This window comes from Stackebrandtia soli, from assembly GCF_965137155.1.
GTDB classification, from domain to species: Bacteria; Actinomycetota; Actinomycetes; order Mycobacteriales; family Micromonosporaceae; genus Stackebrandtia; species Stackebrandtia soli.
Genome location: NZ_CBCRZX010000033.1, coordinates 16,184 through 31,466, shown reverse-complemented (window position 1 = coordinate 31,466; position 15,283 = coordinate 16,184). Strand labels below are relative to the sequence as shown.

Annotated in this window: 12 protein-coding genes; 7 read left to right on the top strand and 5 right to left on the bottom strand. The window is 69.1% G+C overall.

Translation table 11 applies throughout. The annotated features are described in order from the left end of the window. Window positions 1–14: 14 nt before the first annotated feature. The gene (hflX, locus tag ACM9NP_RS17420) at window positions 15–1,406 is read right to left on the bottom strand and encodes a GTPase HflX (protein WP_415647778.1); all 1,392 of its coding nucleotides are present in this window, start codon (window positions 1,404–1,406) and stop codon (window positions 15–17) included. 151 nt (window positions 1,407–1,557) lie between these two features. On the opposite strand from hflX, the gene ACM9NP_RS17415 reads away from it, so the two are divergent. After that, window positions 1,558–2,970 carry an NAD-dependent malic enzyme gene (locus ACM9NP_RS17415; protein ID WP_415647777.1) on the top strand — a complete coding sequence of 471 codons (1,413 nt, stop codon included), beginning with the start codon at window positions 1,558–1,560 and terminating at the stop codon, window positions 2,968–2,970. Between the two features lie 199 nt (window positions 2,971–3,169). On the opposite strand, the gene dapF is transcribed toward ACM9NP_RS17415, so the two are convergent. Then, on the bottom strand, window positions 3,170–3,952 hold the full coding sequence (dapF, locus tag ACM9NP_RS17410) for a diaminopimelate epimerase (RefSeq protein ID WP_415647796.1): 783 nt from the start codon (window positions 3,950–3,952) through the stop codon (window positions 3,170–3,172). A 61-nt stretch (window positions 3,953–4,013) separates the two neighbouring features. Here dapF and ACM9NP_RS17405 point away from each other — a divergent pair, with 61 nt between their 5' ends. Continuing rightward, a complete protein-coding gene (locus ACM9NP_RS17405) occupies window positions 4,014–5,072 on the top strand; it encodes a nicotinate-nucleotide--dimethylbenzimidazole phosphoribosyltransferase (protein ID WP_415647776.1) in 1,059 nt (352 codons plus the stop codon). A 153-nt stretch (window positions 5,073–5,225) separates the two neighbouring features. Here the strand turns inward: ACM9NP_RS17405 and ACM9NP_RS17400 are convergent, their stop codons facing one another. After that, the gene (locus ACM9NP_RS17400; RefSeq protein ID WP_415647775.1) at window positions 5,226–5,669 is read right to left on the bottom strand and encodes an LLM class flavin-dependent oxidoreductase; all 444 of its coding nucleotides are present in this window, start codon (window positions 5,667–5,669) and stop codon (window positions 5,226–5,228) included. A gap of 20 nt (window positions 5,670–5,689) precedes the next feature. Further along, window positions 5,690–6,931 (bottom strand): MFS transporter, encoded by a 1,242-nt coding sequence (locus ACM9NP_RS17395; RefSeq protein WP_415647774.1) that lies wholly within the window; start codon window positions 6,929–6,931, stop codon window positions 5,690–5,692. Here ACM9NP_RS17395 and ACM9NP_RS17390 point away from each other — a divergent pair. Next, window positions 6,915–7,217 carry a hypothetical protein gene (locus ACM9NP_RS17390; RefSeq protein WP_415647773.1) on the top strand — a complete coding sequence of 101 codons (303 nt, stop codon included), beginning with the start codon at window positions 6,915–6,917 and terminating at the stop codon, window positions 7,215–7,217. The genes ACM9NP_RS17395 and ACM9NP_RS17390 overlap by 17 nt on opposite strands. Before the next feature lie 288 nt (window positions 7,218–7,505). On the opposite strand, the gene gcvT is transcribed toward ACM9NP_RS17390, so the two are convergent. After that, window positions 7,506–8,615: a glycine cleavage system aminomethyltransferase GcvT gene (gene gcvT, locus ACM9NP_RS17385; RefSeq protein WP_415647772.1), complete on the bottom strand. Its 1,110-nt coding sequence runs from the start codon at window positions 8,613–8,615 to the stop codon at window positions 7,506–7,508. A gap of 112 nt (window positions 8,616–8,727) precedes the next feature. Here gcvT and ACM9NP_RS17380 point away from each other — a divergent pair, with 112 nt between their 5' ends. From ACM9NP_RS17380 to ACM9NP_RS17365, 4 genes are all read left to right on the top strand, one after another. Further along, window positions 8,728–10,188, top strand: coding sequence for a leucyl aminopeptidase (locus ACM9NP_RS17380; RefSeq protein WP_415647771.1), 1,461 nt, complete (start codon window positions 8,728–8,730; stop codon window positions 10,186–10,188). 178 nt (window positions 10,189–10,366) lie between these two features. After that, window positions 10,367–11,368, top strand: a complete 1,002-nt coding sequence (locus ACM9NP_RS17375; protein ID WP_415647770.1) for an alpha/beta hydrolase — start codon at window positions 10,367–10,369, stop codon at window positions 11,366–11,368. After that, window positions 11,296–13,026, top strand: coding sequence for a DEDD exonuclease domain-containing protein (locus ACM9NP_RS17370; protein WP_415647769.1), 1,731 nt, complete (start codon window positions 11,296–11,298; stop codon window positions 13,024–13,026). Before ACM9NP_RS17375 ends, ACM9NP_RS17370 begins: the two co-directional genes overlap by 73 nt. Before the next feature lie 395 nt (window positions 13,027–13,421). Then, window positions 13,422–15,194: a RelA/SpoT family protein gene (locus ACM9NP_RS17365; RefSeq protein ID WP_415647768.1), complete on the top strand. Its 1,773-nt coding sequence runs from the start codon at window positions 13,422–13,424 to the stop codon at window positions 15,192–15,194. Window positions 15,195–15,283 lie beyond the last annotated feature (89 nt).

Here is a 15,283-nt window from a genome sequence, read left to right as displayed (position 1 = left end):
GGTAGCGGTTGCCGTCATCGTGCGAAGGAGGTCAGTTCGGCGGCGAGTCCTTCGTCGACGCGGGCGTGGATGTGGGTGCCGTCCTCGAGGTGGTCGAGGGCGAGTACCTCACCGCGCGCGCGGATCTTGGCGACGAGGTCGCCCCTGATGTAGGGGACGATCACCTTGACGTCGATGGCGGGGCGGGGCAGGCGGTCCTCGATGGCGGCGCGGAGGGCGTCGATGCCGGTGCCGGTGTGGGCTGACACGGTCACGGCGTCGGGCCAGTCGCTGTGCAGGAGGAGCGCCGTCTCGGGGTCGACGGCGTCGACCTTGTTGATGACGAGGAGTTCGGGGATGGTGTCGGCGCCGATGTCGGCGAAGACCTCGCGGACGGCCCTGACCTGGGCGGCGGGGTCGGGATGGCTGCCGTCGACGACGTGGACGATGAGGTCCGCCTCGGCCACTTCTTCGAGTGTCGATCGAAACGCGTCGACGAGTTGGTGGGGCAGGTGGGCGACGAAACCGACCGTGTCGGAGAGCGTGTAGTCGCGGCCGTCGCTGGCGTGGGCTCTCCGGGTGGTCGGGTCGAGGGTTGCGAAGAGCGCGTTCTCGACGAGGACTCCCGCGCCGGTGAGGCGGTTGAGAATGCTCGATTTTCCGGCGTTGGTGTATCCGGCGATCGCGACGGAGGGGATGCCGTGTCGGTTGCGGTCGGCGCGTTTGGTGTCGCGGGCGACGCGCATGCCGGCGATGTCGCGGCGGAGACGGGCGATGCGGGTGCGGATGCGTCGACGGTCCGTCTCGAGTTTGGTCTCACCGGGGCCTCGGGTTCCGACGCCGCCGCCGGCGCCCCCAGCACGGCCACCGGCCTGGCGGGAGAGGGTCTCACCCCAGCCGCGGAGGCGGGGCACGAGGTACTGGAGTTGGGCGAGTTCGACCTGTGCCTTGCCTTCTCGGCTCTTGGCGTGTTGAGCGAAGATGTCCAGGATGAGGGCGGTCCGGTCGACGACCTTGACCTTGACCTCTTGTTCGAGGTTGCGCAGTTGGCTGGGGGACAGTTCGCCGTCGGCGATGACGGTGTCGGCCTCGGACGCGATGACGGCGTCGCGGAGTTCGGCGACCTTGCCGCGACCGACGAAGGTCGAGGGGTCGGGGCTCTGTCTGCGTTGAATCAGACCGTCGAGGACTTCGGAGCCGGCGGTTTCGGCGAGCTGGGCGAGCTCCGCGAGGGAGTTCTCGGCTTCGGTCAGGGTGCCGCTGGTCCACACTCCGACCAGGACCACGCGTTCGAGGCGCAGCTGGCGGTACTCGACTTCGGTGACGTCGGCGAGTTCGGTGGACATTCCGGCGACGCGGCGTAGCGCGTGGCGTTCGGCGAGCTCGAGTTGGTCGCCGTCGTGGGTGGTGTCGTTGGGCATCGTCATAGGTCTCAACCATGACACGCCGGCAGCGGGTTCCGCACCTCGATATCGGTGGGGGGCGGGTTCAGGGTGACGCGCGGGGCGTCCGTGGCGGGTGGAAGAGTAATTTCGTCAGTCGACGACGTATTCCGGGTGCGGGCAAGGAGTGTGCAGGATGTCTATCGCGAAGCTGCCAAGTGCGGGTTTCTCCATTACGGCGCGGTTGTCGCTGGAGGCGGACGCGGGGGCGATCGGGCGGCTGACGACGGCGGTGGGTGAGGCCGGGGCGATCGTGACGGCGCTGGACGTCGTGTCGTCCGATCATCGCCGAGTGGTGGTGGACCTGACGTGCGACACGGCCGATTCGGCGCACGCTCAGCGCATCAGCGAGGTGATGTCGGCGCTGCCGGGGATCAAGGTGCGGAAGGTGTCCGACCGGACGTTCCTGCTGCACCTGGGCGGCAAGATCGAGGTGACGTCGAAGGTGTCGCTGCGCAACCGTGATGAGCTGTCGATGGCGTACACGCCGGGTGTGGCGCGGGTGTGCCAGGCGATCGCGGAGAACCCGGATGACGCGCGGCGGTTGACGATCAAGCGGAACACGGTCGCGGTCGTGACGGACGGTTCGGCGGTGCTGGGTCTGGGGAATCTGGGTCCGGCGGCGGCGTTGCCGGTGATGGAGGGAAAGGCCGCGCTGTTCAAGAAGTTCGCGGGTGTCGACGCGTGGCCGGTCGTACTGGACACTCAGGACACGGACGCGATCGTCGAGATCGTCGCGGCGATCGCGCCGGGGTACGGCGGGATCAACTTGGAGGACATCGCGGCGCCGCGCTGCTTCGAGATCGAGGAGCGGTTGCGTGAGCGGCTGGACATCCCGGTGTTCCACGACGACCAGCACGGGACGGCGATCGTCGTCCTGGCGGCGTTGATGAACGCGTTGACCGTCGTCGACAAGGACGCCGCGGACGTGCGGATCGTCGTCTCGGGTGCGGGTGCCGCGGGTACCGCGATCATGAACCTGTTGACGCAGCACGGAGTCGGGGACATCGTGCCGTGCGACCGGGTGGGCGCCCTGTACCGGGGCATGCCGGGGCTGACACCGGCGTGGCAGCGACTGCTCGAGAAGACCAATAAGGACAACTTCTCGGGTTCGTTGAAGGAGGCCGTGGCGGGCGCGGACGTGTTCATCGGGGTGAGCGCGCCGAACATCCTGGAGGGGGCGGACGTGGCGACGATGGCGAAGGACCCGATCGTGTTCGCGTTGGCGAATCCCGACCCCGAGATCGATCCTCGCGAGGCCGCGGAGCACGCCACGATCGTCGCGACGGGGCGTTCGGATCAGCCGAACCAGATCAACAACGTCCTGGCGTTCCCAGGCGTGTTCCGGGGGATGTTGGACGCGCAGGCGACCGGATGGAGCGACGAGGCGGCTTTGGCCGCGGCCCACGCGATCGCGGGCGTCGTCGGCGCGGACAAGGTGAACCCGTCCTTCATCGTGCCGAGCGTGTTCGACCCGCACGTGGCGCCGGCCGTCGCTCAGGCGGTGAAGACGGCGCTGCGCCCGGCGGAGACGAACGGGAACAGCTGACGACGGAACGCCTCGGGGGCATCCACGTTCTCGGGGGAGGGTTCCGAACGGACGCGTCGTGAGTCGAGGCGGCCGAACATCGGTGTCGTGTTGGGGAACGCCACGAGCCGTTCGCTCCCGCAACGGAAGACGGGGCCGCCGACGCCCTGAACGAAGCACGGCCCGTCACGGTCCTCGGACCGGGCGGGCCGTCCTTCGTTCAGACGATGGTGGTGGTGCCGTGGGCGATGATGACGGCCGGGCCGGTGAGCAGCAGAGTCTCGGTGGTGACGGTCACGGTGACCTGTCCGCCCGGGATGGTGACGACGCAGGTTCCGTTCCCGCCGAGGGCGACGGCCGCGGCCGCGCACGCTCCCGTGCCGCAGGACAGCGTCTCGCCGACACCGCGTTCGAAGACGCGCATGGTGATCGCGTCGGGCCCGCCGGTGTACACCTCGACGTTGACGGCGTTCGGGAACAGCGTCTCGTCGTACACCGGTTCGCGGCTCAGGTCGATCGCGTCGAGGTCGTCCACGGGGCAGACGAGGTGCGGGTTGCCCATCGAGACGTGGGTGCCGACGAGGGTGCGATCGCCGAGCGTGACCTTCGATTCGCCGCCGAACACCGGTCGATCCATGTCGACGGTCAGATCCTCACCGGACACGGTCACGGTGCGCAGGCCCGCGCGGGTCGCGACGGGGAAGACGTCGTCGGTGACGAGCCCTTCGTCCAGGAGATAGCGGGCGAACACTCGGACGCCGTTGCCGCACATCTCGGCGATGCTGCCGTCGGCGTTGTAGTAGTCCATGAACCATTCCGCGTCCTGGCCGCCACCCTCGGGGTGCGCGGCGGTGCGGATGACTCGCAGGACGCCGTCCCCTCCGACACCGAACCTCCGGTCGCACAGCGCGACGATCTCGGCGGTGGTGAGGGGGCGGCGGCCGTCGACGTCGGCGACGACGATGAAGTCGTTGCCGGTCCCGTGGCCTTTGGCGAAGTCGATCACGCGCCCCATCATGCCTTGCCGTCGGGACGTTCCGGGCATGGGTTTAGGGTTTTTCGACGTGAGCGATGACATCACCTCCCCGTTCGCGAACGCACGGGTCCCGTTTCCCGACGCGTCGTTCGCCACGCGCGCGAAGAATCGCCTGGCGCAGGCGACAGTCCCCGGTACCGGGCTCGGTGGGCTCGGCTCCGCGGTGGCGTGGGCGGCCCGCGTCCAAGGCACCGACCGCCCGACACCGTTCCTCCGTATCGACGGCATCGTCGTCTCCGGCGCCCATTTCGGAGGCTTCGTCGAGTCGACTCCGGTGGACGTCGACGTGCTCCGCGCACTGGCGGACACGGCCGGGATTCCGCTGACCTTCATCGAAACCGAGCCGACGGGCGCCGCCGAATCGGCCCCGCTGCTGACGGTCGACGAGTACGAGGAGGCGTTGGAGCGGGGCCGTGCCGCGGCCGACGCCGCGATCGACGGCGGTGCGGACGCCATCGTCCTCATCGGCCTGGGTCCGGGGGTGACGGCGGCGGCCATCGGGGTCGCGGCTCACCTGACCCGGACGCCCCCGATCGAGCTGTCGCCGCGCGTCCACGTGCCCGGCGGGCTCATCGACGACGAAACCTGGATGCGCCAGACGGCGGCCCTCCGCGACGCGTTCGCGCGAGCGGGCGGTCCGGGCCGGAACGCGGCGGCGGCGCTGTCCGAGTTCGGCGGTCCGGTGCTCGCGATCGCCGCGGCCGTGATCGTGGCGGCCGCGATCCGACGCACGCCCGTTCTGATCGACGGCCCCGCCGCGGCCGCCGCGGCCCTGGCGGCGCGCGACTTTTCGCTGGGCGCGCCGAAATGGTGCTACGCGCCCGATCGCGTCCCGCACCCCGTCGTGGAGAAGATGGCCTCCCAGACGGGCATGGCGGACCCGATCGGTCCGGGTCTGGACATCGGCGACGGCTGCGCGGTTCTGAACGCGGTGCCGCTGCTGCAGGACGCCCTGACCCTCGCCGCGAGGCTGCCCTATCCGGCGGACGTGGACGATCGTGATCGGCCTGACGGCATAGTGGAGGAAGAGCCGGAAGACCCGGCCGACGACGATCCTGCCGTCACGGGCGACGGACTGTCCCATTAGGATCATCCGCAATGGAGGCTTTCGAGCCGTGGGAGTTGTGAACCGAGGGCGGCGGCGCGGGAAGTGCACTCGCGTCCCCGGTCATGGACGCCGCCGCGCTCGACCAGATCCCGGGTGAGAGTCCGTTTTCCTGGTGAGCGCGCCCCGAGATGTTCACGGCGCAAAAGGAAGCCGCTCCCGCATACCGGCGTCCGACGACGTCGGTCTGCGGGAGCCCCCAAAGGGTGCCGCTAGGGCCACGCGGCTCCCGCGCGGGGAATTCCACAGTCGAGTTACACCGCCGCCGGAGCCCTGAACCGCGAGTGGGAGTCCGTGTCCGTCGCATCGCGAAAGACGAGGTGTCCGTCCACGGCCCGACGAGCGCGCGACGACGCTCCCGGCGCGGATCGCGATACGCCGCGTCGACATCGCGAGCGCCGCGGACACGACCGCCGGGTTGGGGTACAGGCCGCCGAACGGGTGGAAGTGCCGTTCGGGCGTCCACACCGCCGTGAACTCGTGTTCGTCGGCGAAGCAGGCGCCGTCCAGGAGCAGGGAGTACCGATCGGTGTCAACGGCTCCCGAGTCGTTGGCGAAGTACAAGAGGCTGAAGTCCATGATGGTCCCTCTCGGGGTGGTCAGGCGGCGATGGTCGCCGGTTCGGATTCACGTTCACGGGTGCGCAGCGCCCATCGCGCCATCGGCGGCACGCAGATTCCGGCGAGGAGCAGGCTCGCTCCGAACAGGAGCCAACCGGGCCAACCCCATCCCAGGATCAGGACGGCGGTGATGGCGGGTGCGAGCGTCGATCCGAGCTTCGTCGTCAGGCCGAACAGGCCCTGGTACTGGCCTTGGGCGTGTTCGGGCGCCAGACCGAAGGACAGGGCCCATTGGCCGGCCGCGTACAGGAGTTCGCCGACGACGTGCACGAGGGTTCCGGCGGCGAGGCACACGAGCGCGATCCACATCGGTTGGCCGGCGGCCAGCGCGAAGATTCCACAGCAGATCGCGAACAGGACACCGGCGCGACGCATCGCCTTGGCACCGCTCGGAACGTCCTCTGCTCCACGACTGACGCGCACCTGGAAGAGGACGACCATGATGGTGTTGACGACGAGGAGGCCCGCGTACGTGGCGGGCGGCGCCTCGGTCCGCTCGACAATCCATAGTGGCAGAGCGACGGTGAGGAGGCCGTCGTTCATGACGAGCACGGCGTTCAGGACGGCGATGACGAGGATCGGCCGGTCCGAGAGGATGCTGCGTCGTTCTTCTTTCGGGGGTCTGGCGACGGTGGGGACGGGTGGCGCCAGGAGGTAGATGAGGGCGGCGGCGATGAAGAGGCAGCCGCTCGCGAGGAGCATCACGACGTACATCGTGCGGTGGTTCGACGCGAGCGCGACGCCGCCGAGGAGAATGCCGAAGGATAGGCCGATGTTGGTGACGGAACGCAGATAGGCGCGGGACGCGACACGGTGTTCGGCGGGGATCGCGGCAGCGATGACCGCGCCCCGGGCGGCGTTGCCGGAGGCGTCGGCCATCATGACGACGCTGGCGGCGACGACGAACGACACGAAACCGCCGACGACGACGTAGCCGCTGATGGCGAGGCCCTGAATGGAGATGAACACCATCGCCATGCGGCGCGGCCCGAGTACGTCGGCCGCGTGGCCGCCGAGAACACTGACGGCCATGCCGGCCGCCGAGGCGATGGCGAGACCGAAGGCGACGTCCGCTGCCCCGATGCCGACCGAGCGGGTGAAGAACAGGACGCTCGCGGCGACGACGAAACCCTGCCCGATGGTGCGGGCGAGATTGCTCGCGGCCAGGACCCGCACGACGCCCGGCGGCGGTTTCAGGTCGCGGATGATCGACATCAACATGGGTTGTTTCTCCTCGAAGCCCAGAAGGCGATTGTGGACGGACGATTCACCATTTATGGATGGTCTGATCGGAACGACCGGTGGCGATCATTTCGCGCAGCGCCCTGCGGTCGATCTTTCCGTTGGCGTTGAGCGGGAACGACTCGACCTGTTCGTAACGACGCGGAACCATGTGGTTGGGAACCCGTTGCCGAAGCCATCGCGCGACCTTCGCCGGGTGCAGGGCGGGGCCCTGATGGCAGGCGACGAGCCGAACATCAGCATTGTGGATTTGCCGGGGGCATGAGCACGACGATGCCCCCGGCTGGCGTGATTCCCAGTGCGGGTTAGGAAATCGGTGTCGAGGGGTACGCGGGTGTCACGGTCCACAAGGACCGGAATGGTCGGGGCGGGCCGACAACCGACGCGTCGTACGCCGCAGAGCCATGGAACACCCGCGCGGGCCCGTCCGCGCAACGGTTACCGGCGGGCGGCCCGGACCCCACCCCACGGCTCTGACGACGGCCAGGCGATCACTTGTGTTGCGACGATCCCCGGAATGCACCGAGGATCGTCGGGAATACGGGACGTCGAATCAGCGCACTGAGGACGTGACGAACGGCGGCTTCACGACGACGACGGGCAGACGTCGTCCACGGACGTCGACCTCCAGCGCGTCACCGGCGCCGAGCTCGGCCGTCGTGTCGAGCAGCGCCAAGGCGATGCCGACCTTCTTCGTCGGGGAGAACGTTCCGCTCGTCGTCCGTCCGACGTGTTCATCCCCCCGGTAGACGTCCATCTCCGCACGCGGGATGCCCCTGCCCGTCGCCTCCAGACCCCACAGGCGGCGCTTCGGCCCGGACGCCTTCTCGGCCACGAGAGCGTCACGACCCCAGAACTCGTCCTTCTTCCAGCCGACGGCCCAACCCGCTCCCGCCTGCACGGGCGTGATGTCGAGGGACAGCTCGTGACCGTGCAACGGATATCCCATCTCCGTACGGAGGGTGTCACGCGCGCCGAGCCCGGCGGGGCGAATGCCGAACGGCTCGCCCGCCGCGATCAGCGCGTCCCACACCGCGACGGCGGAGTCGGCGGGTACGACCAGTTCGAAGCCGTGCTCCCCGGTGTAGCCGGTGCGGCAGACGATGACGGGACGCCCGTCGATCGACGTCTCCACGAACGACATGTACTCGCCGTCGGTGGGGACGCCGATGGCGGCGAGGGTGTCGGCGGACTTGGGCCCCTGCACGGCGAGCACGGCCCATTCGGTGTGCTGATTGGTTACCGAGACTCCGTCGGGTGCGGCGGCGGCGAGCCGGGCGGCGACCTCGGTGTTGTTGGCCGCGTTGGGAACCAGGAAGACGCGGTCGTCGCCGTACAGGTAGGCGATGAGGTCGTCGACGACTCCCCCGGCGGGGTCGCAGCACATCGTGTACTGGGCCTTGCCGGACGCGATCTTGGCGAAGTCGTTCGTCAGACACCGGTTGACGAACACCGCCGCGCCCGAACCGGTGATGTCGATCTTGCCCAGGTGCGAGACGTCGAACAGGCCGACGGCCTCGCGAACGGCGGTGTGCTCGGCGACGACACCACCCCCGGCGTACTCCAGCGGCATGTCCCAGCCACCGAACTCCGCGAACTTCGCTCCGGCCGCGACGTGCCGCTCATGCAGGGGGGACCGTAGTGATCTTGACGTCTCTGTCATGGTCCGAAACCTACCGCCTGCCCCGCTCACGCGTACGATCGACTCGTCCACGGCCGGGCTACGTCTCACGGGAGCGGGCCCGGTTCATGATCAACGAACTTGGGAGTCCCTCGTGCCTTCGCTCGCCCTGTCATCGACCGACGCCGCAGCCGTCGACGCCGACGTGCTCGTCATCGGGCTCCACACTGGAGAAGACGGCCCGGTCGCAGCGCCGGGCGCCGCATCCGTCCACGCGGCCTGGGATGGCCTCATCGACACCCTCGTGCTGCTCGGTGCCACCGGCAAGGCCGGAACGATCACGAAGGTGCCGACGCCGGCCGGCGTCACCGCGCCCGTGCTCGTGGCGATCGGCCTCGGCGACGCCGACGACGTCACCGCCGAGACCCTCCGCCGCGCGGGCGGCACCGCCGTGCGCACCGCGACCGGAAAGCAGAAGGTCGCGTTCGCGATCGACGGCGACGCCGACGAGCTCGCCCTCGGCGCGCTGCTCGGTCTGCACCGCTTCCCCGACTACAAGACCGGTGAGCGCCCCGCCACCGACAACCCCGTCGCCGAGATCGAACTCGTCGGTGCCACGGCCCTGTCCGGCCGCGCCGAGGCGATCGGCAACGCCGTCAACACCGCCCGCGTATGGGCCGACACGCCCGGAAACCTCCTGCGTCCGCCGGCCTTCGCCGCGTCGGTAGCCGAAGCCGCCACGGCGGCCGGGCTCGACGTCGAGGTCCTCGACGAGAACGCGCTCGCGGACGGCGGTTACGGCGGAATCCTGGCCGTCGGCGGTGGGTCCACCCACCAGCCGCGCCTCGTGAAGCTCAGCTACCGCGCGGACGGCGCCGACAAGCACGTCGCGCTCGTCGGCAAGGGCATCACCTTCGATACTGGCGGCATCTCGATCAAGCCCGCGCAGGGCATGTGGGCGATGAAGGGCGACATGGCCGGCGCCGCCGCCGTCGCGGGCGCGATGCTCGCGATCGCGGCCCTCGCCCCCGCCGTCAACGTCACCGCGTGGCTGCCGATGGCGGAGAACATGCCGAGCGGGGACGCGTACCGCCCCGGCGACGTCGTCACGACGTACAGCGGCAAGACCGTCGAGATCATCAACACCGACCAGGAGGGCCGGATGGTCCTGTGCGACGCGCTCGCCCGCGCCGCCGAGGACGAGCCGGACGTCATCTACGACGCCGCGACCCTGACCGGTGGTCAGGTCGTCGCGCTCGGCAAGCGCATCAGCGGTGTCATGGGCACCGACGAGGAGTGCGCCCGGGTCAAGGCCGCCGGCGAGCGGACGGGCGAGGCCATGTGGCCGATGCCGATGCCGGAGGAGATCCGCAAGACCTTCGAGTCGCCGATCGCGGACGTCCTCCAGGGTTCGGCCAACATGGAGCGCTCGGGTCACATGCTCCAGGGCGGCATCTTCCTGTCGCACTTCGTGCCGGAGGACATGCCGTGGGCGCACATCGACATCGCCGGCCCGGCGGACAACGGCGGCGAGGCGTACGGCTACGTCGCCAAGGGCGCGACCGCCGTGCCGCTGCGGACGCTCGTCGAACTGGTCGAGGAGCACGCCGCTTAAGGGCGTCCTCGCACTGCTCTTCCCCACCGCCGCCCCGTGCCGACAGGCATGGGGCGGCGGTGTGTTCGGTGGACCCGGAGTGGGCCCCAGTCGTCCGACACGCGGCGCGAAGTGACGGCGGAGACCTTGATCGCGCGCTCCGCCACGCGCGGCCCTCGGATCTCCTAATGTGACGCCTATGGCTACTTCACTCCCGACGAGGACGCTGTGGCTGACCACGGGCGATGGGGTGCGCCTGTCGGCGGCGTTCGACCGTTTCGGGGACGGCGACCGGCCGCTGACGATCGTGGCGCACGGTTTCACCGGCACGTGGCGACACCCGCGCAGCCGCGCGATCGCGGGGACCTTCGGGGAGTCGGCCGACGTGCTGGCCTTCGACTTCCGTGGGCACGGGGCGTCCGGTGGCGTGTCGACCGTCGGCGACAAGGAGGTGCACGACGTCGCCGCCGCCGTCGCGGTGGCTCGACGGAGCGGCTATCGGCGGATTCGGCTGGTCGGGTTCTCCATGGGCGCGGCGGTCGTCATCCGGTACGGCGGCCTGTTCGGCGGAGTGGACGCGATCGCCGCGGTCAGCGGCCCCGCGACTTGGTTCTATAAGGGAACAACCGTGATGCGGTGGTTGCACAGGGCGATCGACAACCGCACCGGGAGGTGGACGAGCCGACTCGCGCTGCGCACCCGTATCGACCCCCAGGGTTGGCCCACGAAACCGATGCCGCCGTGGGAGGCGGCCAGCCGGGTCGCGCCGATTCCATTGTTGGTGGTGCACGGAACGGCCGACCGGTTCTTTCCCCGGCGACACGCGTACGCGCTGTACGAGGCGGCCGCCGATCCGAAGCAACTGTGGATCGAACCGGGGATGGGACACGCGGAGTCCGCGATGACGCCGGACATGATTCGCCGGATCGCGTCTTGGCTCGACTCCCCCGAGTCCGACACGGACCCGAGACCGTCCCCATCGGATAGTGCCCCGGTGGCCGTCGAGGAAGTCGCCCACGCCGAACAAGACCCCCGTCGGTGGGAGTCCGAATCGTCGGTCGGTATCGAACAGCCGTCGTTACCCCACGGGTACTCTCGCTGTCCGACCCCCGCCCTAGACTCGCCGACGTGTCAGCGCGACCAACCGAACGTTACGTACAGCCGACTCTCGACGAGCTCGGCACGCCGCTGTCTCATGTGACGTTCACGGTCGTGGACCTGGAGACGACCGGCATCGCCAGCGACGCCTCGGCGATCACCGAGATCGGGGCGGTGAAGGTCCGCGGCGGCGAGATCCTCGGCGAATTCTCCACTTTGGTCAATCCTGGCGAGCCGATCAGCCCCCGGATCTCCGCCATGACGGGGATCACGGACGCCATGGTGGCGGACGCACCACCGATCGCGGCCGTCCTCCCCTCCTTCCTGGAATTCGCGGCCGGATCGACGTGGGTCGCCCACAACGCGCCGTTCGACGTCGGTTTCCTGCGAGCCGCGTGCGAGAGCGCCGGCCAGCCGTGGCCGCGACCGGCGGTCGTCGACACGGTGGTGCTCGCCCGTCGCCTGCTCGACCGATCGGAGGTGCCCAACCGTCGACTGGGGACCTTGGCCCGGCACTTCGGAGCGGCGGTCACACCCAACCACCGGGCCCTCGACGACGCCAAGGCGACCGTCGACGTCCTGCACGCGCTCCTCGAACGGCTCGGCGGCCACTACGTCGTGACCGATGTCGACCTCGCCGAGTTCCAACGCGCGATCCCGGCCGAGGAACAACGCCGCAAACGCCACCTCGCCGAAGGTCTGCCCCAGGCACCCGGCGTCTACATCTTCCGCGACGCGGCGGACAAGCCCCTCTACATCGGAACATCCGTCAACATCGCGGGCCGCGTGCGCGGCTACTTCACCGGTTCCGAGAAGCGCACCCGCATGCGGCACATGCTGCGACTCGCCGAGCGCGTAGAGACGATCGAATGCGCGCACCGGGTCGAGGCACAGGTGCGTGAGCTCCGATTGATCTCGGGAACGAAGCCCCCGTTCAACCGGAAGTCGAAGTACCCCGAACGGCTCAGTTGGCTCCGACTGACGAACGAGGCCTTCCCCCGGCTGTCGGTCGTGCGCACCCCACCCGAGGCGGGCGCGCACTGGCTCGGCCCCTTCACGTCTCGGCGGCTCGCCGAGGAGACCCGCGACGCGGTGCTGGAAGCCGTGCCGATTCGCCAATGCACGACCAAACTGTCCGTCCGGTCGACCAGTCCCGCCTGCGCGCTCGCCGAGCTGGGTTGCCTCGCGCCCTGCCAGCATCGCGTCGACGTCGACGAGTACGGCGAGGTCGTCGCGAGACTGGGCACCGCGATCGCGGGCGATCCCTCCACCGTGGTCGCCGCGTTGCAGTCCCGCATCGGAGACCTGGCCGCGCGCGAGCGATTCGAGTCTGCGGCCGAGTTGCGGCGCGCACTCCGCACGTTCCTGCACACCGTGACGCGCACGCAGCGGCTGCGGGCGTTCATTGACGCCGGGGAACTCGTCGCCGCCGAACGCGCGCCGCACGGCGGTTGGGATGTCGCGGTAATCCGACACGGTCAGCTGGCCGCCGCCGACACGACTCCCGCGCGAACGAACCCGATGCAGGCGATCCAGGCGCTGCGTTCCTCCGCGGCGACGATCCCGGCGACAGACGCCCAGCTGGCCGGTGTGCGAGCCGCCGAGGCCGAGTTGCTGCTGTCCTGGTTGGAACGGCCGGAGGTGCGGTTGGTGCACGCGGACGTCGGCTGGTCCATGCCGACGCGATCCGCCGGGTCGTATCACGCGCTGCTCGATCGGCTCCGCGACGCGGACGTGGCGGCGGGCGTCGCCCGATATTGACCGTTTTCGCTTCCGATCGACGCCGGAAACCGTATCGGCACATCGAAAACGATCATGAGTGACGTATATCACAGTCACCCTTTGGTATCGATCTTCTTTGGATGCGCCCATGGCGACGACCGTCACTGTTGGACTCGTCACAGGCCCGACGAGCTGGACATTCCGGCACCGGCGGGACGTCACACCCCGCATCGGACATCGCGCCACAACCAAGGCGCCACAGGGCATCCCCGATGCCATTGGGGCACCGACAGTCGGATTCGCGACATAACACTGGTGCCTTCGACGCCGTCGACGGAAGGTGGGGGTGCAATGATTACGTACCCGCGTTCCGCATAGGCCGATTCGGCCGGCGAACCGGACGATCTGTAAGCACCAACGGTCGGAGGTGTCACATGTTGCGGACCATACTCAACCGGTCCAGCGCGGATGACCCCTGGAACCTGACCGGGCGCGTCGCCGAGCTCGAGGCCAGCCACAAGACCAACCACTCGGCGCCTCGCATCCCGTTGCTGCGCAAGGCGTACCGGATCGCGGAAGAGATGCACCGTGGCCAGAATCGCCGCAGCGGCGAGCCCTACATCACGCACCCGATCGCGGTGGCCACGATCGTGGCCGACCTTGGACTGGACACGACCAGCGTGGCCGCGGCGCTACTCCACGACACGGTGGAGGACACGAGCTATACCCTGCAACGACTGCGCGGCGACTTCGGCAACGAGGTCGCCCTTCTCGTGGACGGGGTCACCAAGTTCGACAAGGTGTACTTCGGTGAGGCCGCCGAGGCCGAGACCTTCCGCAAACTGATCGTCACGGCCGGGCGCGACATCCGCGTCATGGTCATCAAGCTCGCGGACCGCCTGCACAACATGCAGACGATCGGCGCCAAGTCCCGTCCGTCGCAGATCCGCATCGCGGAGGCGACCCGGGACGTCCTCATCCCCCTCGCGGATCGCCTCGGCCTGTATGTGGTCAAACGCGACCTCGAGGACATCGTGCTGAAGACCGTCGACGAGGCCGCCTACGCGGAGATCGACGCCTATCTCAACGACAACGCCGAGCGGGAGGCGCTCGTCAACGAGGCGACGACCTGTCTGCGTACCGCGTTGCGCCAACACCGGGTCACGGCCGAGATCATCAACCGACCCAGGCACCACTATTCGGTGTACCGGGAGATGGCCGTCAACCCCCGCCGCGGACCCCAGGACCCCCCACGCGTGGTCCTCATCGTCAACGGCCCCACGACCGACTGCTACGCCGCCCTCGGCGCCGTACACCGGCAATGGCGGCCCCTTCCCGGTCGCTTCAAGGACTTCATCGCGACGCCGAAGTTCAACCTGTACCAGTCGCTGCACACCTCGGTGATCGGTCCGGGGGACCGGGCGATGGACGTCCTGATCCGCACCCGCGACATGCACCGGGTCGCCGAAATGGGCATCGCCGCGCACCTGGCGCTGCACGCCGATCGCGGTTCCGAGAAGTCACCCCAGGAACTGGCGTGGCTCTCCCGGCTACTCGACTGGCAGCGCGACGCGGTCGATCCGGTTCGCTTCCTCGAGACGCTCAGGCACGACTTGGCCGATCAGCAGATCCTCGTCTTCGGATCGAACGGGCAGCAGCACATGCTCCCGATCGACGCGACGCCCGTCGATCTGGCCTACTCCACGGGCGCCAGCCACGGCGACCGTCTCATCGGCGCCTACGTCAACGGTCATCTGGCTCCCCTGTCGACGCAGCTCGGCGAGGGCGACGTCGTCGAGACGATCACGGCCGAACCGCAGAGCGGTTACCCCGGCCCGTCCCGCGAATGGCTGATGACGGCGAAGACCCCGCAGGCGCAGCTGCTCATCGGTCAATGGTTCGCGGGCCATCGAGGCCCGCATTCGACGGATTCGGCCCGCCGCGGCGAATCCCAGGCGATGTTGTCGGACCAGATCGCCGCCGGACGGCACCTCGTCGAACGGGCGCTGAGGCAGCGCGACCGTTCGCTGGCGTCGACGGAGCCGCTCATCCGGGTCGCCAGCGACCTCGCCTACCCCGACCTCGACGCCCTGTACCTCGCGATCTACGAACGCAAGCTCGACGCCGAGGAGCTGGCGGACAAGCTCATCGCGTCGGTCGACCGGCAGCCGGAGCCGGGCGTCCTCTCCGCGCAGCAGCAGTCCTGACCGCGTTCGTCCACCCCGACGAAATCGCTTCGGACCTCCTCTCCCCCAACGAAAACGGTGGTGGCGACGGTTTCCCGTCACCACCACCG

Coding starts and splice junctions, on each gene's coding strand:
- ACM9NP_RS17415 (WP_415647777.1), top strand. CDS start 1,558: ATGTCTATCGCGAAGCTGCCAAGTGCGGGTTTCTCCATTACGGCGCGG.
- ACM9NP_RS17390 (WP_415647773.1), top strand. CDS start 6,915: ATGATCGACATCAACATGGGTTGTTTCTCCTCGAAGCCCAGAAGGCGA.
- ACM9NP_RS17400 (WP_415647775.1), bottom strand. CDS start 5,669: ATGGACTTCAGCCTCTTGTACTTCGCCAACGACTCGGGAGCCGTTGAC.
- gcvT (WP_415647772.1), bottom strand. CDS start 8,615: ATGACAGAGACGTCAAGATCACTACGGTCCCCCCTGCATGAGCGGCAC.
- ACM9NP_RS17365 (WP_415647768.1), top strand. CDS start 13,422: ATGTTGCGGACCATACTCAACCGGTCCAGCGCGGATGACCCCTGGAAC.
- hflX (WP_415647778.1), bottom strand. CDS start 1,406: ATGACGATGCCCAACGACACCACCCACGACGGCGACCAACTCGAGCTC.
- ACM9NP_RS17395 (WP_415647774.1), bottom strand. CDS start 6,931: ATGTTGATGTCGATCATCCGCGACCTGAAACCGCCGCCGGGCGTCGTG.
- ACM9NP_RS17375 (WP_415647770.1), top strand. CDS start 10,367: ATGGCTACTTCACTCCCGACGAGGACGCTGTGGCTGACCACGGGCGAT.